The organism is Buttiauxella sp. A111 (assembly GCF_014189855.1).
Lineage (GTDB): Bacteria > Pseudomonadota > Gammaproteobacteria > Enterobacterales > Enterobacteriaceae > Buttiauxella > Buttiauxella selenatireducens.
Map to the genome: position 1 here is coordinate 268,639 of NZ_BJFN01000004.1, position 26,276 is coordinate 294,914.

Below are 26,276 nucleotides of genomic sequence, written 5' to 3' on the forward strand. Positions count from 1 at the left end.
TTTAAAAGCTCAGTGATCTCACGAGCAGTGAGAGATCTGAATTTAAACGTTTCGGATAATTTATTTTTGTAAAATAGCCAAGGCATCTTTATTGAGATCGTCAAGAATATTACGTACATGACGTATTTGATTCATTGCATCATCAATCTCTTTATTCAGTCGCTCATCAAGCCCGGACGTTGGCAACGGCGTTTCACTCATTTCACGTAATGGTATCCACGGATTACTGTCTTCATTGGTAAAACGAAATGCCGGAGCATAATAATCGACTTCTTCCTCAAGACCGAATGCAGTGACTTGTGGTTTATCCTCACCCAAACAAACTAATTGCAGGAGTAATTCTTTAAAAGGTAATTCACCTTGTCCAGAAATACACGCTGTATGCCCACGCCCTTCACCTTCGTGATTAATCAACGCATCTTTGATATGCACCTGGGTGATTTCTTTTCCCATCACCGCTAATGCTTCGAGTGGCTCTTCATTAGCATTAATCATATTGGCAAAATCGAACAGCAGTGAAAGCTGCGGGAAGTCGGCTTGTTGGACCAACTGCACCAGTTCATGGCTTTGCAGATCTTCATGTTGCTCAAGGGTAAATGTCAGGCCGCAGTGTTGGTATTGCTTTTTAATGTACTGAATATCTTTGGCAATGATATCCATTACCTCAGAGAGCGTGCCTTCATAACGTGGGTAAAATCTCACAGAAGTTGCACCCGATTTCAGCGCAATATTCACCGCTTCATCAATGGTCGCAGCATTCGATGCACTGGTTTCGATATGAACATCCAATCCTAACTGGCGTGCTTTCGCCGCAAAGCGGTCTAGCCGTTCATCGCTGGCATGCCTTAACGACTGGCTTTCACCATCCACAACATGAATTTTTACGCCTTTCAGTTGCTGCTGGCTGGCGATATCCAGCAAATCTTCCGGTAGGATCTTTTCCATACGCATATTTAAATGGAACGCATATGCATGCAGATAAAGCGGCAGACCCGCGACACGCTCAACAATTTTTGTAGCCTGGATGCTATCCATGGTAACTCCTATAAATCGATAAAAAATTCTACAGATTCAAAACGCCAATATTCGATATCAACCTGAATAACGTGCCCGGCTTCGTCAGCTCGGTATTTTTCAACACGTATAGACGGGGTGCCTGGTGTGCCGCCCATCCCTTTGCATGCGCCCACCGAAAGCCGTGTCGGTTTAAACGCTAAATGCTGTGTGCGCGAGGTTTTGCCGAAGTCTTCTTGCCAAACGTCGACAAAAGAACGGTCGCCTAGTTTGTCGATAAACCCTTGGGCGAGCTGCGCGTTGATAAACGTTTCGTGATAGAAAACTTTATGGTTATCAAGGGCACCCCACCCGCTGATTTTGTACATTTCATCGCCGTCGTTCACATTCAACTGCGACAAAATTTCCGGCTCAGCACTATAAACTCGCTCTTTTTCCAGAAATCCCCAGGATGGCAAACGCCCCTGTTCCAGTGCAGCCTGCTTAAAACTGGTGGAGGTATTAGGGCTGTATTTGAAGCACGGCAAGGCAACGAACCAGCCGCGACGATCCTTGCGAAAGATCTTCTCTTCCCCTTCAAGAAACAACAACGCCTGTCGCAGCGTCATGCGCTTGATGCCCAGTAATTCTTCCAATTCACGCTCAGAAGGTAATTTACCGCCCGGCTGGACAACGCCTTTGTTGAGCCAGTCGTTAAGCATCTCTTTTGCGGCTTCTACTGTTGAGGTGTTCTTCATGTTTGAACCCATTTGGTTTAAACCAGATTTTTCAGTCACGGTACTCTCAGCCAACGAGTGTGACAATGGTCCCTGGGGGAGTAGATATTCTAAATGTGAGGTTTCTCTCAGAATAAAGCAGGTCGCGGAGGTTTTTCAGGCAAAAAAAAGCGCGACCGAAGTCGCGCGCAAGGGATAACACAAAAACAACTCAACTATCGCCTAAATAATTCGAGTTGCAGGTAGGCGGCAAACTTACGAATCCCCAGGAGCTTACTAAAGTAAGTGACTGGGGTGAGTAAGTGCAGCCAACACCCCTGCAGCTCGAAGAATGACGGCGATTATTTGGATGATTTACGGCCATACACGACCCAGGTAATCACCACACAGACGATGTAAAACACGAGGAAGACTTTCATCGCGCCCGCCGGAGAACCGGTCAAAGCAAGCGATGTACCAAAAGCTTTAGGGATAAAGAACCCGCCTACTGCACCAATCGCAGAGATAAACCCTAGCGCTGCGGCAGTATCGGTCGCGGCTTCGCGCAGCGCCCTTTCTTCAGTTCCGCCCTGCGCTTTCACGCGGTCCATCGTCAATTTACGGAAGATAACTGAGATCATCTGGAAGGTGGAACCGCTCCCCAAACCCGCCGTCAGGAACAGCATCAGGAACACACCGAAGAAGGCGATGAAGTTACCGCCCACACCATTGTGCGGCAGCGTGGTGAATAACAGCGCACTGAATACCGCCATAAACACGAAGTTAATCAGCGACACTTTAGTCCCGCCAAAGCGGTCGGAGATTGCGCCACCCGCTGAACGCGCCAGGGCACCAAACAGCGGGCCGAAGAAGGCGAAGTGCAGAATGTTAATGTCCGGGAACTGGGTTTTTGCCAGCATCGCAAAACCGGCAGAAAAACCGATAAACGAACCAAACGTCGCCAGATACAGCACGCCCATAATCCAAAGATGAGCACGCTTAAGTACCGGTAATTGCGCTTTCAGAGAGGCTTTCGAGGTCGCCAGGTCATTCATACCAAACCAGGCTGCAAGGGTGAAAATCGCCAGCAAGGGCACCCACACCCATGCGGCGTTTTCCAGGAACAGCATCGTGCCATCCGCTTGTTCAACACCGGTTCCGCCAAATACAGCGAACATGGAAAGCGAAATCACCAACGGAGCCACTAACTGCATGACACTCACGCCGAGATTACCCAGGCCACCGTTAATACCCAGCGCGCCACCCTGTTTTGCTTTCGGGAAGAAGAAGCTGATGTTCGCCATGCTGGAAGCAAAGTTTGCCCCCGCAAAACCACACAGCAGCGCAATGATGATGAACACGCCAAATGGCGTTGCTGGGTTTTGCACCGCAAAACCTAACCAGACACAAGGGATAATCAAAATCCCGGTGCTGAACGCCGTCCAGCGGCGACCGCCAAAGACCGGCACCATGAAAGAGTAAGGCACGCGCAATAAGGCGCCAGAAACAGACGGCAGTGCAGTCAGCATAAACAGCTGATCGGTGGAGAAGTTGAAACCCACTTTATTCAGGTTGACCGCTACCGCACTAAACAGCATCCACACGCAGAACGCTAACAATAAACAAGGTACGGAAATCCATAAGTTGCGGCTGGCAATGCCATGACCCTTACTTTGCCAAAACGCAGGTTCCTCAGGCCGCCATTCAGTAATGAGCGAACCCGTTTTTGAGCTTTGTTCGGGAGACTGAGACATAAACACCTCAAAAATTGTGAGAGTAATTGCCGCCACATTAGGTGCTAATTGGGAATAAAAATTGATGTGAATCAAGGGATAAACCATCTGAATCACGCCTAAAAATTGACCATCATTCTTTGTGGGTAATGATAAATCATGAAAATAGTGTGGTTTTTCACATGGCTGAACCGCAGTGTTAATCCCCTTACACCACGAGATGCTACCTATGGCTATTTGTGGGTAATCCTTAATGGGTATGGGTATACTCCAGGGGATGTCTGAGAATACGCGCATTCTCTATCCGCCCCGGAGCTCACCTTACGATGCTAAAACGCCTGCTGTCTCCACTCACCTTGTTTAACCAACTGGCATTGATTGTGCTGCTGTTGGCGCTGCTGGGTGTCGCGGGAATGAGTCTTGCGGGTTGGCTGGCACAAGGTATTCAGGGCAACGCGCACGCAATCAATAAAGCCGGGTCGATGCGCATGCAAAGCTATCGTCTGTTGGCCGCCATTCCGCTCACCGAGAAAGACAATGCTCTGCTTGATGAGATGGAAAAAACCACCTGGAGCGATGACTTAAAAGAAGCGGCAGAACAAGACGGGCAACAAGATAAATTAGCCGCGCTGCAACATTACTGGCGCGAGGCGTTAGAGCCTGCTCTGCGTCGTGCCACAAATGCCGAACAGGTTAAACCCCACGTAGCGGGTTTCGTCGGGCGCATTGATCAACTGGTCACGACGTTTGATCACACAACCGAACTGCGCCTGCAGCGGATTATCCAGTTGCAACTGGGTATGGCCGCGTTAATGGGTTTGCTGATCATTTTCACGGTCATCTGGTTGCGCAAACGCCTGCTGCGTCCGTGGCGAAAGTTACTGACCATGGCGCAAGCCATTGGGCAGCGTGACTTCACCCATCGCGTCAATGTGCGGGGTCGAAATGAGATGGCGACGCTGGGTGTGGCGTTAAACAGTATGTCGGAAGAACTCGCGGAAAGTTACGCAAGCCTTGAGCAGCGCGTACGCGAGAAAACCGCTGGGCTTGAACAAAAAAATCAGATGCTGTCATTTCTGTATCAGGCTAATCGCCGTTTGCACTCTCAGGCACCGCTGTGTCAGCGCCTGTCCCCGGTCTTGAGCGATCTACAGCATTTGACGCCGCTGCGTAATCTCGAACTGCGGGTCTACGAGTATGAAGACGAAGAGAATTACGAAGAGTATACCTACCAGCCCGACAGCAGCTGTGAAGCCAGCGGTTGTCATCTTTGCCCGCGTGAACCCAGCCCAGAGCCTTGCGAAACGACACCGCAAAAATGGCGATTAACCGATAACCATATTCAATACGGTCTGGTGCTGGCGCAGTTACCGCTTGGCAGCAGCCTGACGCATGACCAACAGCAATTAGTGTTGACGCTGATGGAGCAATTGACGGCCACCCTCGCGCTGGAGCGCCAGTATGAACGCCAACAGCAACTGGTAGTCATGGAGGAGCGATCCGCTATTGCGCGCGAATTACACGACTCCATCGCCCAATCGCTCTCCTGCCTGAAGATGCAGGTCAGCTGTTTGCAAATGCAGGGGGCTACACTGCCTCCTGAAATGCAGACATTACTCGGTCAGATGCGTAGCGAACTGAATACTTCATGGCGCCAGTTGCGCGAATTATTGACCACCTTCCGTTTGCAATTGACCGAACCTGGATTGCGTCCGGCGCTCGAAGAGAGTTGTCGCGAATTTAGTGAAAAACTCGGCTTCCCGGTGGTCCTCGATTATCAAGTGCCGCCGCGTCTGGTGCCCTCACATCAGGCGATTCATCTGGTACAAATTGCCCGTGAAGCATTGAATAACTGCCTGAAACACGCCAGCGCCACAGCATGTGGGGTAAGCGTGATACACCGCGAGAATCAAATGACCTTAACCATATGGGATAACGGTTGTGGTATCCCCGACAACGGTGAACGCCGCAATCACTACGGACTGATTATTATGCGAGACCGCGCACAGAGCCTAAAAGGTGACTGCCAGGTGCTTGCCCGCCCAGGTGGCGGTACTCAAGTCGTCGTGAGTTTTATCCCCGAAATAGCCACAGGAGCCCATCATGAGTAACCCGGAAGCCTCGACCATTTTGCTAATCGACGATCATCCGATGCTGCGTACTGGCGTTAAACAATTGATCAGTATGGCGCCGGAACTGGCCGTCGTGGGCGAAGCGGGCAATGGCGCGCAAGGCGTACTGCTGGCGGAGGAACTCGACCCTGATCTGATCTTGCTGGATTTGAATATGCCTGGCATGAACGGTCTGGAAACGCTGGATTGCCTGCGCGAAAAACCGCTTTCTGGCCGCATCGTGGTCTTTAGCGTCTCAAACCATGAAGAAGATGTGGTCACCGCGCTGAAGAGAGGGGCTGATGGTTATTTGTTGAAAGACATGGAGCCGGAAGATTTACTCAAAGCGTTGCAACAAGCCGCTGCGGGGGAGATGGTGCTTAGCGAAGCGCTAACGCCAGTGCTGGCCGCAAGTTTACGCGCCAACCGCGCCACATCTGACCGCGATGTGAACCTTCTGACGCCGCGTGAGCGCGACATTCTCAAGCTGATCGCTCAGGGTTTACCGAACAAAATGATCGCTCGTCGTCTCGACATCACGGAAAGCACAGTGAAAGTTCACGTTAAGCATCTGCTCAAAAAGATGAAGCTCAAATCCCGCGTAGAAGCGGCAGTTTGGGTGCATCAGGATCGTATTTTCTGATTACTTGTGTCATCGATGAACGGTGGATGCCGCGAGCTATTCGGGTAATAACTCGTAACGTGGATCGTTGAGCGGATCCACCCGCAGCGGTTCCGCCATTTTCAACGTAATCCAGTTAGACGTGACTTTTTGGCCTTTATCATCCTCGATAACCACAGACAGACGGTACTCGTGTGGCCCCTGCTCGTTCCATGCAGGCATAATCATGCTCCAGCCGTTGGTATCACGATTATTGGCAGGTGGCGTCAAACTCAGATCTTGCGTGTCGCCCTGCCAGATGATGCTTCGGATCCCGTGGCTGGCACGGATTTGCAACTTGAGTGCCACCGTTTCACCAGGCTGTAATTCCCAGGGTGGCGTGGCCAAAAAGACCGACAATGTTTTACGTTGGCGATATTCCAGCACCGGCAGCGAATCCCGCTCCACGCTGTCATACCGACTGCCGCGCAGCGAACTGGTGGTCGCCACTTCGGCAGCAGAAAGCTGTTTGCTCACCGGCACACCAAAACGATAGTTTACTTTCAGCCCAAGATTATCCTGCGACACGCCGCTCTCACCCTGCTTATGCTGGGCTGTGAGCGTGACGAGAGGGATCGGCGTGTAGTTCAATCCCATCGTCACCGCCACAGGGTTGCGATAACCGGTGCCGCTATCAAACAGATCAACACTGTCACCAAAATACTTCTCGAAGCTCAGGCTGGTATTGATGTGTCGATAAAAAGGTAGCCAGGCTTGCGCGGTCACGTCATAACCCCGTGCAAGGCGCTGCTCCAGCGTTTCGCTATCGCCTTCTTGCCAACTGTTGAGCGGCTGATAGAAATTTGCCGAAAGACGTAAATATTCTCCCCATGCTTCAGCGCCTAACCCTGCGCGTTGCAAATGGGTGGAGAGCTGATTGTCATAAAAAGCGTTGTAGCCCAACAACCATTGCCCGGCAACCCAACGCTGCCCGGCGCCAAGGTTACCCATCATGCCATCATCCTGCTGGGCAAAACCTATCTGGCTCCAGGTCAGGTAACGATTGTTATCTTCCCAGGGACTGAAAAGCGAGGCGCTGCTGCCGCTCCAGTTACCGTGTTCATCGACTCGCAAATTGATGCTGGCTTTACCCCAGGGCGACAATAACGATTCGGCTTCGTTGGTCACTTTGTCCGTTAATACATCCCGCAGCCTGGCAAAAGCGAACATCCGCGCTTGTTCACCCGAATCCAGCCCGTCATCCAACATACTGGCTTCACCGAATTTCTTTGCCATCGCGGCGATTTCACGCGCCGCGGCATCGCTTTCAGGCGCAAGGCCCATGTCGGGCAACTGTTCAGTGGTTTGGTCAAAAGGGTTTTCGGCTTGCTCGATAAAGGTCTGCCGGGTACTGGCAGCCCCTCCCGCGCTGAGGAGTGCATATGAAAGGGTAAACAACGGAACCGCTTTTCTAAACATCTGGAAATTATAACATCTTAACCCTGCAAATCACGCCAAAAGGGGTAAACACAGATTACTCCTGAAATACTTTCGTCATGTGTCGAGGGTCTTAGCGAGCAGCGTTTTCAGTTCAGGGACACACGAACCACATTGGGTTCCACAGCGCAGTTTCTCGCCGAGCATGGTTACCGAATGGCAGCCCGACGCGATGGCGTGCGTAATAGATTTCTCCCCTACGCTAAAACAGGTGCACACGGTGCGACCGGCATCAATGAGGGTTCCCGCCGCTTTTCCCCCCAGCAAAAGATGGCGCCCCTGTGGCGTTTGCGGCGCTGTTTCAAATCCCGCAACCACCGAAGCAGCGTGAATATCTGGCCACGTTTTCGCGCTGTAAAACGCCAGTTGCAGCTCACCTGCGTGCCAGGCGAGCACGTTATAAAACTCGCTATTCCCTTGGGCATATTGCAACTGCCAGCCTCTCGCAGCACTCAGCGTTTCAATCCACGACTCAGGCGGCGTGTCTGCGGCGCACAGAAAATGGTGTATGCCAGCAGAAGCCTGCCGCCACCACTGAATATCGTCGGTAAGCGCTATCTGATTGCGGGCAAATATTTCTCCCCGCCATGACGGCTGCCAGTGTTGAATACGCACCGCCGTTTGCTTGCTTTCCGGCTGCCCGGAATGAGGACAGCACACGCTCGCTACCAGACTATTAATCTGCCCTTTGCGGGCAAACTGTTGACTCCAGTGCATGGGGATAAACACATTGCCTGGCACCAGGCTTTCACTCTCCTGCACACGCGCCACCATTCCCCCCAGCCGCGAAACAACTCTCACCAATCCATCGTTGGTGACACCGTAACGTTTTGCATCGAGTGGATGAATATCCAATAGCGGCATATTGATATGCTGCATTAAACGCGGAACGAGACCCGTACGCGTCATGGTATGCCACTGGTCGCGGATCCGTCCGCTATTGAGGATCAGCGGATAGTGAACATCAGCAACAGCCTGCGGTAATTCCGGTTCGATGGGCACCATCTGGAATTTGCCATCTGGGCGCCAGCTTTTAAAGGGCTGATGACCCTGTGTGGAGACCGGCCAACGTACCGGCTCCAGCGCGTCATACTGTTCACGGCTCAGGTTGGCCAGCCCGCTGATATCAAAAGCGCGAGATCCATTATTTTCAAAACCGGAAAGCGCCGCATGCTCGCTGAAAATGTCGTGTGGATGTCGCCAGTTAAAGGCATCCCGATAACCCAGACGTTGCGCGATTTGCGCCAGTATCCACCAGTCTGCCCGTGCCTCGCCCGCGGCGGGCATAAACGCACGCTGGCGTGAAATCCGGCGTTCAGAGTTGGTGACAGTACCGTTCTTCTCACCCCATGCCAGCGCCGGGAATCTGACCGAAGCGTAACGCGACGTGTCCGTTTCACGCACCACGTCAGAAACGATCACCAGCGGGCAGTTCGCCAGCGCCCGTTCTACACGCGACGCATCGGGCAGCGAAACCACTGGATTCGTGCCCATTATCCATACTGCTTTAACTTCGCCGCGCCCGATGGCAGCAAACAGTTCCACCGCCATCAGCCCCGGCGTTTGGGCAATGCGTTCACTCCCCCAGAAACGCCCTAGCCTGGCAATATCTGCAGCATCAAAATTCATATGACAGGCCAGTTGATTAGCCAATCCACCCACTTCGCGCCCACCCATTGCATTTGGCTGTCCGGTCAGCGAAAACGGGCCGCAGCCTGGCCGCCCAAGTTTGCCACTCGCCAGATGGACGTTGATTATCGCGTTGCATTTGTCGCTACCGCTCGAGGATTGATTAATTCCCATGGTGTAGAGCGTCATGGCGCGATCGCACTGACTGAACCATTGCCACAACGTCTGCACATCCTCCTGATTGAGCTGACAAAAGTCGGCGGTTTTTGCCAGATCCCAGCTTTCAGCAAGACCCAACGCCGCGCTTTGCCCATCAAACTGTCCGGCAACAAGGCGTTGCTGTTGATGCAGGTCATTCAGCAGGCCGACAAACAGTGCGGCATCGCTGCCAGGTCGCAGCACCAGGTGCAAATCTGCGATGTCGCAGGTCGCGGTTCGGCGCGGATCGATGACGACAATTTTCATCGTCGGACGCTGTTGCCTGGCTTGCACCAGGCGTTGATAAAGTACCGGATGCGCCCAGGCCGCATTAGAACCGGTCAATATCACCAGGTCGGTTTGTTCCAGGTCTTCATAACTACACGGAACGTAATCTGCGCCAAATGCACGTTTGTAGCCCACCACGGCCGAAGACATACACAACCGTGAATTGGTGTCGATATTGGCCGCGCCGATGAATCCCTTCATCAGTTTATTCGCAACGTAATAGTCTTCGGTCAGCAGTTGACCGGAAGCATAAAACGCCACCGCTTTCGGGCCGAACTCTTCAATAATGGCATTGAGTCGTCGCGCCGTTTCATCCAGTGCAGCACTCCATTCCACGCGTTCGCCGTTAACTTCGGGATACAGCAAACGCCCTTCCTGCCCCAGCGTTTCGCCAAGCGCCGCGCCCTTCACGCACAATCGCCCAAAATTTGCGGGATGCTGTTTGTCGCCGCTTATGACGAAGGTTCCGGCTGCTGTTTGCTCAGCTTCAACGCCACACCCAACCCCGCAATAAGGGCACGTGGAACGCACCGCGCGTTTCATGATGCCACCGCACGCATAATCAGCGCCTGATTCCCCACCCACACAGTGCCCTGTTCGACTTTTACCGGCCACGCACGCACGGCCCGTTCACCGTCTGCCGTGCATCCATCACGCAAGCGAATTCGGTGTTTATACAGTGGGGAAATCACAATCGGCTCGCCGCTGGCGTCACCCACGATCCCGCGTGATAGGACGTTGGCATCGCTACCCGGCTCGAGATTATCGAGGGCGTAAATAGTCTCACCTATGCGGAACAGCGCGATTTGATGCTCGCCCAGGCGTGCGCCAATTCCAGCCTGCGCAGGGATCGCGTTAATATCACATACCGCCTGCCACGGTTTTACCGGAAGCAGTGCTTGCGGATGTGTCACCTCATTGACGGGCTGTCGTTGCTGGCGCAGATTCTGACGCTGTACCGCTTCGTCAGGTTTATCGCTGTTAACGTATGAGCGAAACAGCGCCAGTCTGTCCGGGCTGTTGAGCGTGGTTTGCCACTCGCACTGGTACGTTTCCACCACGTTACTCATCTCTTTTTCCAGCTCGTCGGTAAGGCCTAAGCTGTTGTGCAAAATGACCTCTCGCAGATAGTCAATGCCACCTTCAAGGTTATCCATCCAGGTGCTGGTGCGCTGTAAACGGTCGGCGGTGCGGATGTAAAACATCAGCAAGCAGTCGATGGTGCGAATCAGAGTTTCACGATCCAAATCGCTGGCAAACAAATCCGCATGCCGCGGTTTCATGCCACCGTTACCGCAGACATATAGATTCCAGCCTTTGTCGGTGGCAATCACCCCGATGTCCTTACTTTGTGCTTCGGCGCATTCACGAGTACAGCCAGAAACCGCCATTTTGATTTTGTGCGGGGAGCGCAGCCCCTTGTAACGGTTTTCCAGCTCAATCGCGAGGCCTGTCGAGTCCTGTACGCCGTATCGACACCACGTCGAACCCACGCACGATTTCACCGTGCGTAACGATTTTCCGTAGGCATGACCGGTTTCAAATCCCGCCGCGACCAATTCTGCCCAAATCGCTGGCAGCTCTTCCAGGCGTGCGCCAAATAAGTCTATGCGCTGACCGCCGGTAATTTTGCTGTATAACTGATAACGCTTTGCCACCTGGCCGATAGCAATCAGCCCGTCCGGTGTAATTTCCCCCGCAGGAACGCGCGGAACAATGGAGTAAGTGCCGTCTTTCTGGATGTTGGCAAAATAACGGTCATTGGTGTCTTGTAGCGGCAAATGTGCAGGTTTTAGCAGGTATTCATTCCAGCATGATGCCAGTACAGAGGTCGCCAGCGGTTTGCAGATTTCGCAGCCATGACCGTGACCGTAGCGGCTAATCAGCTGCTCAAAACTGCGGATGTGGTTGACGCGTACCAGGTGATAAATCTCTTGTCGTGAGTATGGGAAGTGCTCGCAGATGTCCTTTTTCACCTCCACACCCTGCAGGTGTAACTGGTACTCCAGCACCTGTTTCACCAGCGCCGAACAACCTCCGCAGCCCGTCGCCGCTTTGGTGCAGGATTTAATCGCCCCCATGTCATCTGCTCCCATGTTCACTGCGGAACAAATATCCGCCTTGCTGACGTTGTGACACGAGCAAATCTGCGCCGTGTCGGGCAACGCCGCCACACCTAAACCCTTCGGCGTACTACCCGCCGATGCAGGTAAAATCAGGCTTTCGGGTTGGGCGGGCAAAGGCATGGCGTTGAGCATCATTTGCAACAGTTGCGCATATTCACTACTGTCGCCCACCAACACACCTCCCAGCAGAGTTTTGTTGTCGCCAGAAACCACGATCTTTTTGTAGATTTGCTGCGGACCGTTGGTCCACTGGTAACTCTGGCTGCCTGGCGTGCGACCATGAGCATCACCAAATGAGGCCACTTCAATACCCAGCAGCTTCAGTTTGGTACTCATATCCGCACCGTGAAACCCGGACTCTTGTCCTGCAAGGGTCGCCGCCGTGACGCGTGCCATCTGGTAACCGGGTGCGACGAGGCCAAAGATTTTCCCTTCCCACAACGCACACTCACCGATGGCGTAAATCGTGCTGTCGCTGGTCTGGCAGTGGTCATTGATAACTATCCCGCCACGCTCGCCAACGGCCAAATTTCCGCTTTTCGCCAATTCATCTTGCGGGCGAATACCGGCGGAAAAGACGATTAAGTCGGTGCTCAGCGTTTCGCCATCGGAGAAATTGAGTTGCAGGCCACTCTCAACCTCAGTAATCGCCGTGGTGGATTTGCTGGTATGCACCTGAACACCGATATCACTTATTTTCTCACGTAACATCGCGGCACCCACGTTATCGAGCTGTACCGCCATTAAGTTGGGGGCAAACTCCACCACATGCGTTTCCAGGCCAAGCTGTTTAAGGGCGTTTGCTGCTTCCAGCCCCAGCAAACCGCCGCCAATCACCACGCCACGCGTGGCGTGACGCGCTCGTTCCGCAATTGCATCAAGATCGTCGAGCGAGCGATAGACAAAACAGGCCGGAAGCGTGTGGCCAGGTACGGGTGGGACAAAGGGATACGATCCGGTAGCCAGTACCAGTTTATCCCAGAAAATTTCATGCCCCTGGTCATCGCGCACCAGGCGTTGCTTACGGTCAATATCTACAACTTTGCTGTGACAACGCAGTTCAATGCCGTTTTCGTTAAAGAAATCCCCCTGAACCATCGACAGCGATTGCGCACTGCGTCCAGCAAAATATTCCGAAAGATGGACACGATCGTAGGCCGGATGGCGCTCTTCACCGAACACCACAATGTGAAAGCGCAGGTGGAGTTGCTGCGCCACACACTGCTCCAGAAAGTGATGGCCGACCATGCCGTGGCCAATGACTACCAGCGTTTGTTTTGTCATGTCGTCATTTCCGGCAGCCAGCGGCTGCTCATCTGAGAGGAATTCATCAAACAGCACGGCAGGCGTAATCGGCGCTGCGCTGCATAAAATGTCGGCCAGGGCATTGGCGGGCGTGATATCCCCCAGCAGTAAAGCGCCCACTAATTTGCCGCCGCGCAAATGCAGGCAACGATAGTGTTTCGCCAGGGGATCAAATGCGGTGAGTATCTGGGTATCCGGCCCTGCGTTGATGTCGCCTGCCGAAAACAGTGGAATTCCACTGACTTTCAGGCGTGTGCCACGATCCTGATAGCAGAAATCATGAGTGGCTTCAGCGCACAGACGAGCGGCTAATACATCAGCCTGTTGCAGGCACGGAGCCACCAGCCCCCACGTCTGCCCGTCTATTTCGCAGCATTCGCCGATTGCGCTGATGTGCGGAGTGTCGCTACGCAGTTGCGCATCAACGGTAATACCGCGCTGGCAGGCGATTCCCGCTCGCAAGGCCAGCGAAATACTCGGTTTTACGCCGGTTGCGATAATCACCCGCCCGGCAGGTAATACCTCACCGTTGCTCAACACCACGCTATCTGTATTGATGCGTTCAATGCCGCAGTTGAGCTGGCAGACAATGCCGCGCTCTGCGAGATGTTGCTCAAGAAGGACGCCGGCATCCTGATTAAGCTGAATGTCCATCAACCACGGTTGGCGGTGAACCAGCGTCACGGGGATGTCACGCATACAAAGTGCGGCAGCCGCTTCAACACCCAGCAATCCGCCACCCAGCACCACGGCATCTCCTTCGCCTTGCAAAATAGCGTCGACGTCTGCCAGTGTGCGAAAACCGTGGACGTGCGGCAGCGTATGCCCCTCAATCGGCGGGATATAGGGCAGCGATCCCGTTGCGAAAACCAGTTCGTCATAATTAAGCGAGCGCTTTGCCGATCGCACCGTCTGTTGTTGGGTGTCCACGTCCAGCACGGCTTCGCCCGTTAATAACTCAATACCATGGGAAACATACCAGGCAGCATCGTGCAGTTGCATGGTACTGGCGGGTTTCTCACCCGCCAGTACCGGAGAGAGCTGAATACGGTTGTAGCTGAGCCCGGGTTCTTCGCCAAAAACGGTAATAGCAAAACGCCCCGCGGCCCGCGCCACAACCTGCTCGACCAGGCGTATGGCGGCCATACCACTACCGATAACAATCAGACGTTGCGGTTTCATAAGCGGCTCCTCAGGCAGCCTTCGGCTGTTTTTCGTAGAGAAAACGCAGCACCTGCTGGCGCAAATGGTGATAGCGACGGTCTTCCGCCAGCTCCACGCGGTTGCGCGGGCGTGGTAAATCCACCAGCAATGTTTCGCCCACCGTTGCTGCAGGGCCGTTGGTCATCATCAACACGCGATCTGAAAGCAGCACCGCTTCATCCACGTCATGGGTGATCAGCACAATAGTGGTGCGCAGCTCTTGCTGAATGTGCATCACCGCATCTTGCAAATGGGCGCGGGTTAGCGCGTCGAGCGCGCCGAAGGGTTCATCCATCAGCAGCACTTTTGGTTTCATCGCCAGTGCGCGAGCAATACCTACCCGCTGCTTCATGCCGCCTGAAATTTCACCTGGGCGTTTATCAATGGCGTGACCCATTTGTACCCGCTCAAGGTTGTGAATGATCCATTCACGCCGTTCGGCGCGACTCATGGTGCGGCGAAATACCTGGTCTACCGCCAGTGCGACATTTTCAAAACAGGTCATCCATGGCAGCAGTGAATGGTTTTGAAACACCACCGCGCGTTCAGGACCGGGACCGGCAATTTCACGGTTGTCGCAAAGCAGCCCCCCTTCAGACGGCAACGTGATCCCGGCAATCAAGTTGAGCAACGTGGATTTACCGCATCCTGAATGGCCAATCAGGCTGATGGTTTCCCCTTCGGCGATATCAAAACTGACATTGCTCAGTGCAATAAACTCACCGCTTGCGGTAGAAAAATGTTGGCTGACATTTTGAACCTGAATAATTTTCTTCATGTTTTTCCCCTTATTTTTCCCAGCTAAAGCGACGCGCTAACAGCATTAAGCCTTGTTCGAGCAACAGCCCAACCACCCCGATAATCACAATGGCGATAAGAATGTTTTCGACGTTGAGGTTGTTCCACTCGTTCCAGATCCAAAAGCCAATCCCCAACTCGCCAGTCAGCATTTCTGCGGCAACAATCACCAGCCAGGCGATGCCGATAGATAAACGCGCGCCGGTTAAGACCGCAGGGAGAACCGCCGGAAATAAAATGCGCCGCATGACCGTCCATTCGGAAAGCTTCAGCACACGCGCCACGTTGAGATAGTCGTCCGGAATGCGCTTCACCCCTTCGGCGGTATTGATAACCATCGGCCAGATGGAACAGATGAAAATGGTCCAGCTCGACGCAGGTTCGGCCTTCTGGAAGAGCAGCAAACCAATTGGCAGCCAGGCCAGCGGGCTGACCGGGCGCAATAGCGCGATAATCGGGTTAAACATGCGGGCGAGGAAGGTAAAGCGGCCAATCAGGAAACCCGCAGGAATACCCACGATGGCGGCAAGACCGAACCCAATAGCCACACGCTGAAGTGAGGCCAGGATGTTCCAGCCGATGCCCTGGTCGTTTGGTCCGGCGTTATAGAACGGGTCGGAGAACAAGACGATTGCCGAATCCAGGGTGCTGAGCGGCGTCGGGAAGCCTTTGCCGTTGAGCGCGGCGAGTTGCCATGCCAACACCAACAAACCCATACCGAAAACGGCGGGGATCAGGCGTTGAAACAGACTCAAACTTAGCTGGCGCCATCGTGGTTTGCGGCGACGAACGACGACCGGAGGCAGCGTGATCACTTCACCCACAGGGGCGCTAAGTTCCGGCACTGACGGTTTTTGTGCTGCCGTGTTCATATCATTCCCCTTCGCGTTTAATGGCAAAACTTGCGGCGTAAGCGGCAGGATGGCTGCCGTTCCAGGTGCTTCCATCCATCAACGTGCTGGTTCGCATCGGGCTTGAAGGAAGTGAAACGTTACCCACGGCTGCTGCGGCTTGCTGATAGATGTCGATGCGGTTAATGCGTTTGGCAACGGCGAGATAATCCGGGTCGTGGTCCAGCAATCCCCAACGACGATGCTGGGTCAGGAACCACATGCCGTCGGATAACCACGGGAAAGTCACTTCCCCATCACGGAAAAACTGCATTGCGTGATTGTCCTGCCAGGTTTTCCCAACCCCGTTGTCGTATTGCCCGAGCATGCGCCCGGTGAGGTATTCAGCTTTGGTGTTGAGATAAGCTCGTCCTGCGAGCACGTTGGCGGTTTCGCGGCGATTGTCGTCACTGGCATCAATCCAGCGCGATGCATCAAGAATTGCGGCGACCAACGCCCGTGCAGTATTGGGGTTTTGCTCCACCCACTCGCGACGTGTACCGAGGATTTTTTCCGGATGATCCGGCCAAATTGATTGAGACGTGGCAGCAGTAAATCCGATGCTGTTACTGATGGCTCGCTGATTCCATGGCTCACCCACGCAGAACCCCTGCATATTGCCGATACGCATGTTCATCACCATTTGCGGGGGTGGAACCACTACCGTGCGCACATCGGTGAACGGGTTGATTCCCGCCTGCGCCAGCCAGAAATAGAGCCACATCGCGTGCGTGCCGGTCGGAAAGGTATGCGCGAAGGTAAAACTGCCAGGCGCCTGGCTTACCACCTGTTTTTTCAGGCTTTCCCCGTCGGTGACTCCCTGCTTTACCAGCTCCAGGGAGAGCGAGATCGCCTGACCGTTGTTGTTGAGCGTCATCAGGTTAGCCATCGCCTGCTGTTTGCCGGCAATGCCCAACTCAAGGCCGTAGACCAGGCCGTATAAAACATGGGCCGCATCGAGTTCACCGGACACCATTTTGTCGCGTACCGCCGCCCAGCCCGCTTCTTTGCTTGGAACAATCGAAATACCGTATTTTTTATCGAAGCCTTTGACCGACGCCATGACCACCGAGGCGCAGTCGGTCAGCGGAATAAAACCCACTTTTACGGTGTTTTGCTCAGGGGCATCACTGCCTGCCGCCCAGGCAGAACCCATCATGCCGGGGAGCAAAACTGCGCTACCTAAAGCGGCACCCGCCTGTAGAAAACGACGACGCGAGAGGACCAGAGGTTTGTTGCTCATCGGCTTCATCCTGATAAAAAGATAAAAAAAAACGCCCAACAATGTGGGTAAGCACATTGAAGGACGCCTTTGTCCAACCTGGAAGGCACCGCCATTGGCGCCATTCAGGTAAAAATAGTCTTCATATAAGCAATGCAACTCTCATGCCAGTTTAGATAGCCCAATATCAGGGACTTTGTCAGTCAAAGTGGGTCGTGAGCGCACCACAAAAATGCATTAAATGCCCACGCTTTGTGCAGCTACTCCTTAGTAGGTAACTGCCAGATTTCCGCTATCGATACCATCGCGATGGCGACATCTACCATGCGTTTATTCTGGTTCATTGCCATTTTGCGCAGAACCTGCCAGGCCTGTTCTTCGCTGTGCCCCTGATGGCGAATCAATAACGCTTTAGCTTTATCGATGATTTTACGTTCCTCGATGGTGGCCTGTAGCGACGCCAACTGTTGCGCCATCATTTCAAGTTGTTGGGCTTGTTGGCGAACCAGCGGCAATAAATGGCGATCGAGATAGCGCTCATTTTTCATCCCGTCGTTGCCTGCAACCCAATTAGCGATGTCGTCTTCATTCAACGGGGGTTGCTGTAAACCCTGCCCCAGCGCCCGCTGAGCCTGAGCCATCACCCCATCAATCAGTGCATCTTCCACCTTTTTCAAAGCATCAATTCTGGTGCTTAACAACGCAAACCAGCGTAAGGCTCGCGGCGAGTCGTCACCCTCACTCTTCAGTCGCGTGCAGGCCATTCGTCGCAACTGCTCTGTTTCCCGGCAAGGCTCGCTACAAGACCTGAATTGCACCCGCAACGGCTCGTCAACCATGCTACAAAACGTATCAAAACAGTGTTGCTGGCTGTCGATGCGGTCGACCAGTTGCTGACGCAGCACGTCGCTGAACTCCCCTAACGTGAAGCCCAGCGCACCTATCGCCCGCTCTTGCCCGGCCAACTCTTTACCCTGCATAAAACTAAACAGTGCGGTCAGGCTTCGCACCACGCCAGCATCATCCACCACGTTACTGACTTCCGGAACAATGCTCAGTAGATGGCGCAGCGTGATGTTGAATTGCTCCATCGCCTGCAAAGGTTGAATGTGTTGCTCCGCAATTGCTGCCCGAAGCGGCGGTAAACGCTCGAGGTAATGAAGCGCACAAGCGAGACTCACAAGGATAGCGCTGCCCGGCAGGTCATTCGGGTCGGCAATCGCCTGTTTGAAAAGCGTTAATTCTTGGTCGACTTCTTCAATACAACGTGAGCGTTCAGTCGAAAAAAGTTGGCCTGACGAACACAACCAGATGTTGGAAGCCCCTCGCTCACGCTGTAGCATATGCGCGAGCCTGGCTATCCGTCCGGTGAGTTGCCCGATGTGTAAAATGTCCTGCAACTGTTCACGCCCACGAGTGCGAGCCGCCATTAAAAAGTCATGGGCGGTAGGATTCACGGTGACGGTAGCCTTCATAAAACGCTCCTGAACGGCAAGTCGTGCTTCTGATACCTCCATATAAGCAAAAGTCGTGCCGTCAGGTGCCAGGGAGAAAAACATGCAGAAAATTGTGATTATTGCTAACGGGGCTGCTTACGGTAGCGAATCTCTGTTCAACAGCCTGCGGCTGGCAATCGCACTGTGCGACCAGCAACCACAGCCGGAAGTGAAATTGTTTCTCATGTCTGATGCGGTGACCGCCGGTTTGCGCGGCCAGAAACCCGCTGAGGGCTACAACATCCAGCAGATGCTTGAGATTTTAACGGCGCAAAATGTGCCAGTGAAATTATGCAAAACGTGTACTGACGGACGCGGTATCTCGGCGCTGCCGCTGGTAGAAGGTGTAGAAATTGGCACGTTGGTGGAATTAGCCGAGTGGACACTAAGCGCTGATAAAGTATTAACGTTCTGATACCAAATTTTATGACGACCTGACGTTAATTTTCCGCATAAAAATTCATCAGCTGAAAGGTATCAGGCGCATCTACACTAAAGTTTAATCGTTACGGTATTTTTTGATCAAAGTCAGCATTCGTCACACCGGGGTCTGGTGTTATGCATAAAGTGTGATTTGTGAACACCGTCACTGATTGCGAGAAATGCGGCGGCAAAGACGCCTAACTTTGATGTCATAGCGGAGTATAAAAATGCCAGTAGTGAAAGCCAGTCTGCACCTTTTTGGCGGCGATACCGTGGTGGTTCGCTGTTCAAACAATTGCCATATTCACTTGATGAGTGAGACGCGTTCTGCGGGCAAACCGCAGGCCGATATTCTTAGTGTGGAAGATAAGCAGTCTGCGTATTTGACGGTGCCATACAGCGGGACGTGGAAAGTGCTGATTGATAGCCATAGCCAGTCGCTTGAGCATTCAATCAGTTATGTCGCTGCGTAAACGCTCGATTCCGGCCCTCAGCATGAAGGCCGGAATACTCTTTTAGGCAAATCCAGGTTGTAACCCTTCATCATCGTTTGGCTGTAGCCAGGCTCTGACTTTATTCACCAACTCATCAAGACAATCATCATGCATTCCGCGCTTCATGAGTTCTTGTTCCAGCGAAAACAGATACTGCGCGTTAGTGCCTAATGGGCCGCTGGCGGCGGCAATTAACGGGGCAATCACCTCAGCTCGGGTATCGGCTTCGTAAAGCGGATGACGAGGGTCCATGATAAACACCAACGCATTGACCACCCGACCATCATCCAGCTCAAGTTTGCACCAGGTGGGTAAATAACAGCCGGTGATCATTTCTCGTTTCCAGACCAGCGTCAGTTCGTCTACAAGAATCTCTTCGGGTAGACGATACGCAAGACCGGTGGTGCGCCCGCCCTCTTTCAGTGCCAGCATGCGTCCTGGCTGGCAAGCGGTGCCGCGCCCCGCTGTCAAACGTAAACAAAATGCACGATGCCAGCCAACGAGCGTTCCTGCGGCTGAATCTTCATATTCGAATGCCGGGTTCCACATCAGGGAACCGTAGCCAAAAATCCATACGGGACTGCTATCGGGACGACAGGCGAGCGTTGCGGCAAGTGAAGCCGAGCGCTGCTCAGGGGTCCACAACAACGATTCCTCAATGGAACCAAAAGCTGTCTTACAATCCGCTTTCATTAAGAAATCACGTGTTAACACGATACACCTCCGCCACTGCAAACTTCCGTGTGATTACGTCAGATGCGCCTTCCGGGCTTTATATTGACTGCTCAATAACCTTAATAATTCGCGATGCAACTCGAAATATGTCGGTTATTTATAGAGCAGCATAACTGTGAACATATGCAATTAACGGGACGCTGGCAAGTTTGATGACAGTCACAAAAAAACAAAAATGTCATATTAACTTGCCATACTGAGGAGTCTTGCGCCGTTTGAATATCAATATCAATGCATTATGTAAGGTTAATTTTTTTCGTGTGCGACTTATACGTGTTATACCCAAAATTGAAGATGTGTAGGCGTCATTGATGAGGTAAAAATCATCTATTATTTATTTACTTAAAATGCATCTTCATGTTTTGCATTGCTTAATATCAGTAAACATAGATTTTTAATCATCAGAAATACTATTGCTATTGAAGCGGTAAAACTGAGTAAATTTCCGCAGAAAACGTTGATTATTTGTTATGTTAACGGGGTTTTATTGCACGACTATAATAAATAAATGACTTAGCAACTCTGGATATGGAGAAGTACTTTGACCAAAACACAACATGAGGCGGTGAAAACCCGTCATAAGGAGAGTTCCCTCATTTTCCCGGTGTTAGCGCTGGCTGTATTGGCGGTTTGGGGAGGGAGCCAGTCTTTGCCAGCGGTTGTTGGGATAAATATTCTGGCCCTGGTGGGCATTTTAAGTAGCGCCTTTAGTGTGGTTCGTCATGCTGACGTACTCGCACACCGTTTGGGTGAACCCTACGGTTCCCTGATTCTGAGTCTTTCCGTCGTTATTCTTGAAGTCAGCTTAATTTCCGCATTGATGGCAACGGGTGATGCCGCGCCGACGCTGATGCGTGACACGCTCTATTCCATCATTATGATTGTGACGGGCGGTCTGGTTGGCTTCTCATTGCTGCTCGGTGGCAATAAATTTGCCACGCAATATATGAATCTGTTTGGTATCAAACAGTATTTAATTGCCCTCTTCCCGCTGGCGGTGATTGTGCTGGTGTTACCTACCGCGCTGCCCGCAGGCAATTTTAGTACCGGACAGGCATTGATGGCGGCGGCAATTTCCGCAGCAATGTATGGTGTCTTCTTGTTAATTCAAACCAAGACGCACCAAAGTCTGTTCGTTTACGAGCATGAAGATGAGTCTGACGACGACGACCCGCATCATGGCAAACCGTCTGCACACAGCAGCACCTGGCATGCCATCTGGCTTATTGTTCACCTGATTGCGGTCATTGCGGTCACCAAAATGAACGCGGTGCCACTGGAGTCACTGCTAAGCACGTTGAATGCTCCTGCGCAGTTCACCGGTTTCCTGATCGCATTATTGATCCTCTCGCCTGAAGGTCTTGGCGCATTGAAAGCGGTATTGAGTAATCAGGTTCAGCGTGCCATGAATCTGTTCTTCGGCTCGGTACTGGCAACCATTTCATTGACGGTCCCGGCGGTTACGCTTATCGCGATGTTGACAGGCAACGACCTGACCTTTGGCTTAGGGATGCCGGAATTAGTGGTGATGTTGACTTCGTTAGTGTTGTGCCAGATTTCGTTTTCAACCGGGCGTACCAACGTGCTCAACGGTACCGCGCACCTGGCGCTGTTTGCCGCTTATTTGATGACGATTTTTGCCTGACAAATCTATGAGACAAAAAAAGCCCTTATCTCACGATAAGGGCTTTTTTGTTTTTATCTGCTAATTACTTGCTGGTATCAAGCGGTTCAAAGTTCTTGACCAGGTCGTCAATGGCTTTGATTTGCTTGAGGAACGGTTCAAGTTTCGCCAGCGGCAGTGCTGATGGGCCATCGCAACGTGCATTGTCTGGATCCGGGTGCGCTTCGATAAACAGACCCGCCAGGCCAGTCGCCATACCTGCACGCGCCAGTTCTGTTACCTGCGCACGACGACCGCCAGATGCAGAACCAAACGGGTCACGGCATTGCAGAGCATGGGTCACATCAAAGATTACCGGTGAGCCATTAGAAACTTGTTTCATTACGCTAAAGCCCAGCATGTCGACAACCAGGTTGTCATAACCGAAATTTGCACCACGGTCACACAGGATAATCTGATCGTTGCCACCTTCGTGGAACTTATCAACGATGTTACCCATTTGGCCTGGGCTTACGAACTGTGGTTTTTTGACGTTGATAACCGCGCCGGTTTTCGCCATCGCTTCTACCAGGTCAGTCTGGCGTGCAAGGAATGCAGGCAACTGGATAACGTCAACCACATCGGCAACAGGTTGTGCCTGGCTTGCTTCATGAACATCAGTGATGATTTTCACGCCGAAGGTTTGCTTCAGTTCCTGGAAAATCTTCATCCCTTCTTCGAGGCCTGGGCCACGATAGGAGTTGATGGATGAACGGTTGGCTTTATCGAAGGACGCTTTGAATACGTACGGGATGCCCAGTTTCTGGGTCACAGTGACGTAATGCTCACAAATACGCATCGCCAGGTCGCGTGATTCCAGCACGTTCATGCCGCCAAACAGAACAAACGGTAGGTCGTTTGCGACGTTGATATCACCAATACTAACCACTTTTTGTTTCATATTTTCGCCTTGTCAGGAGAGCCCGTCATACTTCAAGCTGCAGGCGTGTTGGCTGCAACTCGAATGATTAAGGGCTAAATTTTAGTCTTAATGCAAAGTTATCTGCTTTTGCGAAATCGAGTTGATTTGCGCTTTGATCATTTCGCTAATCGGGTCTTCCGGGCACTGCTCAACAAAATAGCTGAGGTCGGTGAGTGCCACATGTTCACAATCGAGTTGAGCATAAATCAAACCGCGATCGCGGATTTCATACGGATCTTCCGGATTGAACTGGAGCAACGCTTCGCTGGTACGCAGTGCCAGCTCCATTTGACGTTCTTCCATCAGCGCAGATTTCAGGGTGTCGAGTAGTTTACGCACCACTTCCGCGTTATCTGCTTCATCTAAATCTTCATCGAACAGTTCAGCTGTTGGCCCGACATTACCTTTCAACCACACTTCCAGCGTGTGCTCGTTGAGCGTATCGCCGTTAAACGGATTGATAAGCCACATTTCGCCGTCCATCCAGTCGCCGCGTAAAATCAGCTGGGTCGGGAAAATGACCGGATTTAACGGAATATCGAGACGCTCGGCAATCCACAAAAGAATAGCCCCCAGCGACACCGCACTCCCCTGACGTTTGTTCAGCACACTATCTAGCCACAATGCGTCGGATAGACGGTAAACGCCACTGGCATCTTTGAAACCCCAACTGCCGTAAAACAGTTCGACTAATTTTTCGAGTTGCACATCCTGGTGGAGACCTTCGCAGATCTCTTCACGCGCCAGGCTCGCCAGGCTTTCCAGTTGTGCACGTACTTCTTCTGCCGGGAAATCATCACGGATCAACTGCGAGACTAAAATCATGCCCTCGCACAACGGCGCCTGATTGAATTCGAAATCGGCTAACGACCTCATGACTTACCCCAATAATGGTATTTTTGTGGTGGCGAGTTTAATGATGATGTAAAGCACCACCAGGGCCAGCAGAAAGGCAAACAGCCGAATCTGCTGACTGCGCGGGCGTTTGCCCAGCACGATAAACCCTAAAACGATATAGATAATAACGCCAAATAGCTTCTCAGTCAGCCATGCACCTTGCGGTGTGAAGGGATAGAAATGCGTAATCATCACCAGCGCAGCACCACTGACCAGCAATACCGTGTCATTCACATGCGGCACAATGCGCACCCAGCGCTTGTTCGACATGGCTGAATCGCGGTATTGCCACCAGTAGCGTAAAACGAACAAACTGATGGAAATGAAGACCGTCAGTATATGCAAATGCTTGAGCGCGAAGTAAGTTGCCATTTAGCTCGATTCCTTCTTTCTAAAAAAAGCGTCCTACTGTCAGACGGTCATTGCCACCGTAATCCTGACAGCTTTGTATCTCGGTATACCCAGCATCGGTAAACAATTCGCGAACCTGGGATGCCTGCTGCCAACCGTGCTCAAGCAACAACCAACCGCCAGATTCAAGGAAGTGGCGCGATGTTTCCACCAGTATGCGTAAATCGGCCAGACCGTGGTTTCCGGCCACCAGCGCACTACGGGGTTCAAAGCGAACATCACCTTGCGAAAGGTGCGGATCTTCCTCATCGATATACGGTGGATTACTGACTATCACCGCAAAACGTTGTGTATTGAGCACACCAAACCAGTTGCTTTGCAAGACCTCAACATTGGTTATTCCGAGGCGCCTCGCATTATCGCGAGCAAGCTCGACTGCATCAGGAAGCAGATCAAGTGCGGTAATGTCACAATCAGGACGTTCACTGGCGATAGCCAGGGCAATGGCCCCGGTACCAGTGCCTAAATCCAGCACTGAACACGGAGTAGCAGGCATTCTTGCGAGGGCTTGTTCGACAAGGCATTCGGTATCAGGACGTGGGATAAGCGTCACCGGTGACACACGCAGTGGCAGCGACCAAAACTCACGCTCACCGACCAGATGCGCAATCGGCTCGCCCTGCACCCTTCGCGCCAGTAAAACCGCCAACTGCTGCTGTTGCTCAGTGGTCAGGACGGTTTCCCCGAAGGCCAGAATGAAGGTTCGCGCTTTTCCAGTGACAAAACCCAGCAGGATTTCCGCGTCGCGACGCGGACTTTCACTTTCCTGTAGCTGGCCGATTGCCTGCTGTAACCAATGTTTAAAATCCATTAATCCTGCTCAGACAGCGCCGCTAATTGGTCTGCCTGGAACTCCTGCACGATAGGTTCGATCAGCGCGTCGAGTTTCCCTTCCATCACTTCATCCAGACGGTACAACGTCACGTTGATGCGATGGTCAGTCACGCGCCCTTGCGGGAAGTTATAAGTACGGTTGCGATCTGAACGGTCTCCACTACCGAGCAGGTTGCGGCGCGTTGAAGCCTCTTCCTGCTGGCGTTTTGCCATTTCAGCAGCGCGAATACGCGAGCCCAACACTGAAAGCGCTTTGGCTTTGTTTTTATGCTGGGAACGCTCGTCCTGACATTCCACCACGATACCTGTCGGCAAGTGGGTAATACGGATTGCAGAATCCGTGGTGTTTACGTGCTGACCGCCTGCGCCTGAAGAACGGAAGGTATCAATACGCAGATCGCCTGGGTTGATATCAGGCAATTCTGCTTCAGGAATTTCTGGCATGACCGCAACCGTACAAGCGGAGGTATGAATTCGGCCCTGGGATTCAGTCGCAGGAACACGCTGCACGCGATGACCACCGGATTCAAACTTCAGACGCCCGTAAACACCTTCACCACTGATTTTGGCGATCACTTCTTTAAAGCCGCCATGTTCGCCATCGTTGGCGCTCAGGATTTCAACTTTCCAGCGGCGCGATTCCGCGTAACGGCTATACATGCGGAACAGATCACCGGCAAAAATAGCCGCTTCATCGCCGCCAGTACCGGCACGAACTTCAACAAAAGCGTTACGTTCATCGTCAGGATCTTTTGGCAGCAACAGAACTTGCAGTTGTTGTTCTAATTCTTCGCTGTCACTTTTCGCCTGATTTAATTCTTCTTGCGCCATTTCGCGCATTTCCGGGTCGTCGAGCATGCTTTGTGCGGTTTCAATATCTTCCTGCACTTGACGCCATTTCAGGAAGCAGCTGGAAACGTCACTTAACTGGGCATATTCACGTGACAACGCACGGAAACGATCCTGGTCGGCAATTGTGGCAGCATCCCCAAGCAGAGCCTGAACTTCTTCATGGCGCTCTTGCAGAGCTTCTAGTTTGGCAACGATAGAAGACTTCATGGGCGGTGTTTTACCTTGTAATAAGAGTTTAT

Annotated in this window: 21 protein-coding genes; 5 read left to right on the plus strand and 16 right to left on the minus strand. The window is 52.5% G+C overall.

Going from position 1 to position 26,276, the window contains the following annotated elements:
- Nucleotides 1–60: 60 nt before the first annotated feature.
- The 3 genes from BSPA111_RS13480 to narU all read right to left on the minus strand — a co-directional run bounded on the left by BSPA111_RS13480 (nt 61) and on the right by narU (nt 3,463).
- A complete protein-coding gene (locus BSPA111_RS13480) occupies nt 61–1,035 on the minus strand; it encodes a sugar phosphate isomerase/epimerase (RefSeq protein ID WP_183271669.1) in 975 nt (324 codons plus the stop codon).
- Nucleotides 1,036–1,043: 8 nt separating this feature from the next.
- On the minus strand, nt 1,044–1,751 hold the full coding sequence (locus BSPA111_RS13485) for a GntR family transcriptional regulator (protein WP_183271670.1): 708 nt from the start codon (nt 1,749–1,751) through the stop codon (nt 1,044–1,046).
- Nucleotides 1,752–2,071: 320 nt separating this feature from the next.
- Entirely contained in the window at nt 2,072–3,463 is a 1,392-nt protein-coding gene (gene narU, locus BSPA111_RS13490; protein ID WP_183271671.1) for a nitrate/nitrite transporter NarU, read from the minus strand.
- 305 nt (nt 3,464–3,768) lie between these two features.
- Here narU and narX point away from each other — a divergent pair, with 305 nt between their 5' ends.
- Together narX and narL are read left to right on the plus strand one after the other, a co-directional pair.
- A complete protein-coding gene (gene narX, locus BSPA111_RS13495) occupies nt 3,769–5,553 on the plus strand; it encodes a nitrate/nitrite two-component system sensor histidine kinase NarX (RefSeq protein ID WP_183271672.1) in 1,785 nt (594 codons plus the stop codon).
- Nucleotides 5,546–6,196, plus strand: a complete 651-nt coding sequence (gene narL, locus BSPA111_RS13500) for a two-component system response regulator NarL (RefSeq protein ID WP_183271673.1) — start codon at nt 5,546–5,548, stop codon at nt 6,194–6,196. Before narX ends, narL begins: the two co-directional genes overlap by 8 nt.
- Before the next feature lie 36 nt (nt 6,197–6,232).
- Here narL and BSPA111_RS13505 read toward each other — a convergent pair whose 3' ends face one another.
- The 7 genes from BSPA111_RS13505 to BSPA111_RS13535 form a co-directional block, all read right to left on the minus strand.
- Nucleotides 6,233–7,633: a YchO/YchP family invasin gene (locus BSPA111_RS13505; protein ID WP_183271674.1), complete on the minus strand. Its 1,401-nt coding sequence runs from the start codon at nt 7,631–7,633 to the stop codon at nt 6,233–6,235.
- Between the two features lie 75 nt (nt 7,634–7,708).
- A complete protein-coding gene (locus BSPA111_RS13510) occupies nt 7,709–10,309 on the minus strand; it encodes a nitrate reductase (protein WP_183271675.1) in 2,601 nt (866 codons plus the stop codon).
- Entirely contained in the window at nt 10,306–14,379 is a 4,074-nt protein-coding gene (nirB, locus tag BSPA111_RS13515; RefSeq protein ID WP_183271676.1) for a nitrite reductase large subunit NirB, read from the minus strand. The genes BSPA111_RS13510 and nirB overlap by 4 nt, the downstream gene beginning before the upstream one ends.
- A gap of 10 nt (nt 14,380–14,389) precedes the next feature.
- Nucleotides 14,390–15,178 carry an ABC transporter ATP-binding protein gene (locus BSPA111_RS13520; protein ID WP_183271677.1) on the minus strand — a complete coding sequence of 263 codons (789 nt, stop codon included), beginning with the start codon at nt 15,176–15,178 and terminating at the stop codon, nt 14,390–14,392.
- Nucleotides 15,179–15,188: 10 nt separating this feature from the next.
- On the minus strand, nt 15,189–16,070 hold the full coding sequence (ntrB, locus tag BSPA111_RS13525; protein WP_183271678.1) for a nitrate ABC transporter permease: 882 nt from the start codon (nt 16,068–16,070) through the stop codon (nt 15,189–15,191).
- 1 nt (nt 16,071) lies between these two features.
- A complete protein-coding gene (locus BSPA111_RS13530) occupies nt 16,072–17,331 on the minus strand; it encodes a CmpA/NrtA family ABC transporter substrate-binding protein (protein WP_183271679.1) in 1,260 nt (419 codons plus the stop codon).
- A 239-nt stretch (nt 17,332–17,570) separates the two neighbouring features.
- Nucleotides 17,571–18,785, minus strand: coding sequence for a nitrate- and nitrite sensing domain-containing protein (locus tag BSPA111_RS13535; RefSeq protein ID WP_183271680.1), 1,215 nt, complete (start codon nt 18,783–18,785; stop codon nt 17,571–17,573).
- 82 nt (nt 18,786–18,867) lie between these two features.
- Between BSPA111_RS13535 and BSPA111_RS13540 the strand changes: the two genes are divergently transcribed.
- Nucleotides 18,868–19,221, plus strand: coding sequence for a DsrE/DsrF/TusD sulfur relay family protein (locus BSPA111_RS13540; RefSeq protein WP_183271681.1), 354 nt, complete (start codon nt 18,868–18,870; stop codon nt 19,219–19,221).
- 235 nt (nt 19,222–19,456) lie between these two features.
- Entirely contained in the window at nt 19,457–19,702 is a 246-nt protein-coding gene (locus tag BSPA111_RS13545) for a DUF1883 domain-containing protein (protein WP_183271682.1), read from the plus strand.
- Between the two features lie 42 nt (nt 19,703–19,744).
- On the opposite strand, the gene BSPA111_RS13550 is transcribed toward BSPA111_RS13545, so the two are convergent.
- Nucleotides 19,745–20,437, minus strand: a complete 693-nt coding sequence (locus tag BSPA111_RS13550) for a gamma-glutamylcyclotransferase (protein WP_183271683.1) — start codon at nt 20,435–20,437, stop codon at nt 19,745–19,747.
- Nucleotides 20,438–20,999: 562 nt separating this feature from the next.
- On the opposite strand from BSPA111_RS13550, the gene chaA reads away from it, so the two are divergent.
- The gene (chaA, locus tag BSPA111_RS13555) at nt 21,000–22,103 is read left to right on the plus strand and encodes a sodium-potassium/proton antiporter ChaA (protein WP_183271684.1); all 1,104 of its coding nucleotides are present in this window, start codon (nt 21,000–21,002) and stop codon (nt 22,101–22,103) included.
- Nucleotides 22,104–22,167: 64 nt separating this feature from the next.
- On the opposite strand, the gene kdsA is transcribed toward chaA, so the two are convergent.
- The 5 genes from kdsA to prfA all read right to left on the minus strand — a co-directional run bounded on the left by kdsA (nt 22,168) and on the right by prfA (nt 26,244).
- A complete protein-coding gene (kdsA, locus tag BSPA111_RS13560) occupies nt 22,168–23,022 on the minus strand; it encodes a 3-deoxy-8-phosphooctulonate synthase (protein WP_183271685.1) in 855 nt (284 codons plus the stop codon).
- An 87-nt stretch (nt 23,023–23,109) separates the two neighbouring features.
- A complete protein-coding gene (gene sirB1 / locus BSPA111_RS13565) occupies nt 23,110–23,919 on the minus strand; it encodes an invasion regulator SirB1 (RefSeq protein WP_183271686.1) in 810 nt (269 codons plus the stop codon).
- Between the two features lie 3 nt (nt 23,920–23,922).
- Nucleotides 23,923–24,312, minus strand: a complete 390-nt coding sequence (sirB2, locus tag BSPA111_RS13570) for an invasion regulator SirB2 (RefSeq protein WP_183271687.1) — start codon at nt 24,310–24,312, stop codon at nt 23,923–23,925.
- A gap of 19 nt (nt 24,313–24,331) precedes the next feature.
- Complete coding sequence (gene prmC, locus BSPA111_RS13575) at nt 24,332–25,162, minus strand: peptide chain release factor N(5)-glutamine methyltransferase (protein WP_183271688.1); 831 nt, start codon at nt 25,160–25,162, stop codon at nt 24,332–24,334.
- Nucleotides 25,162–26,244: a peptide chain release factor 1 gene (prfA, locus tag BSPA111_RS13580; protein ID WP_183271689.1), complete on the minus strand. Its 1,083-nt coding sequence runs from the start codon at nt 26,242–26,244 to the stop codon at nt 25,162–25,164. The genes prmC and prfA overlap by 1 nt, the downstream gene beginning before the upstream one ends.
- Between the last annotated feature and the right edge of the window lie 32 nt (nt 26,245–26,276).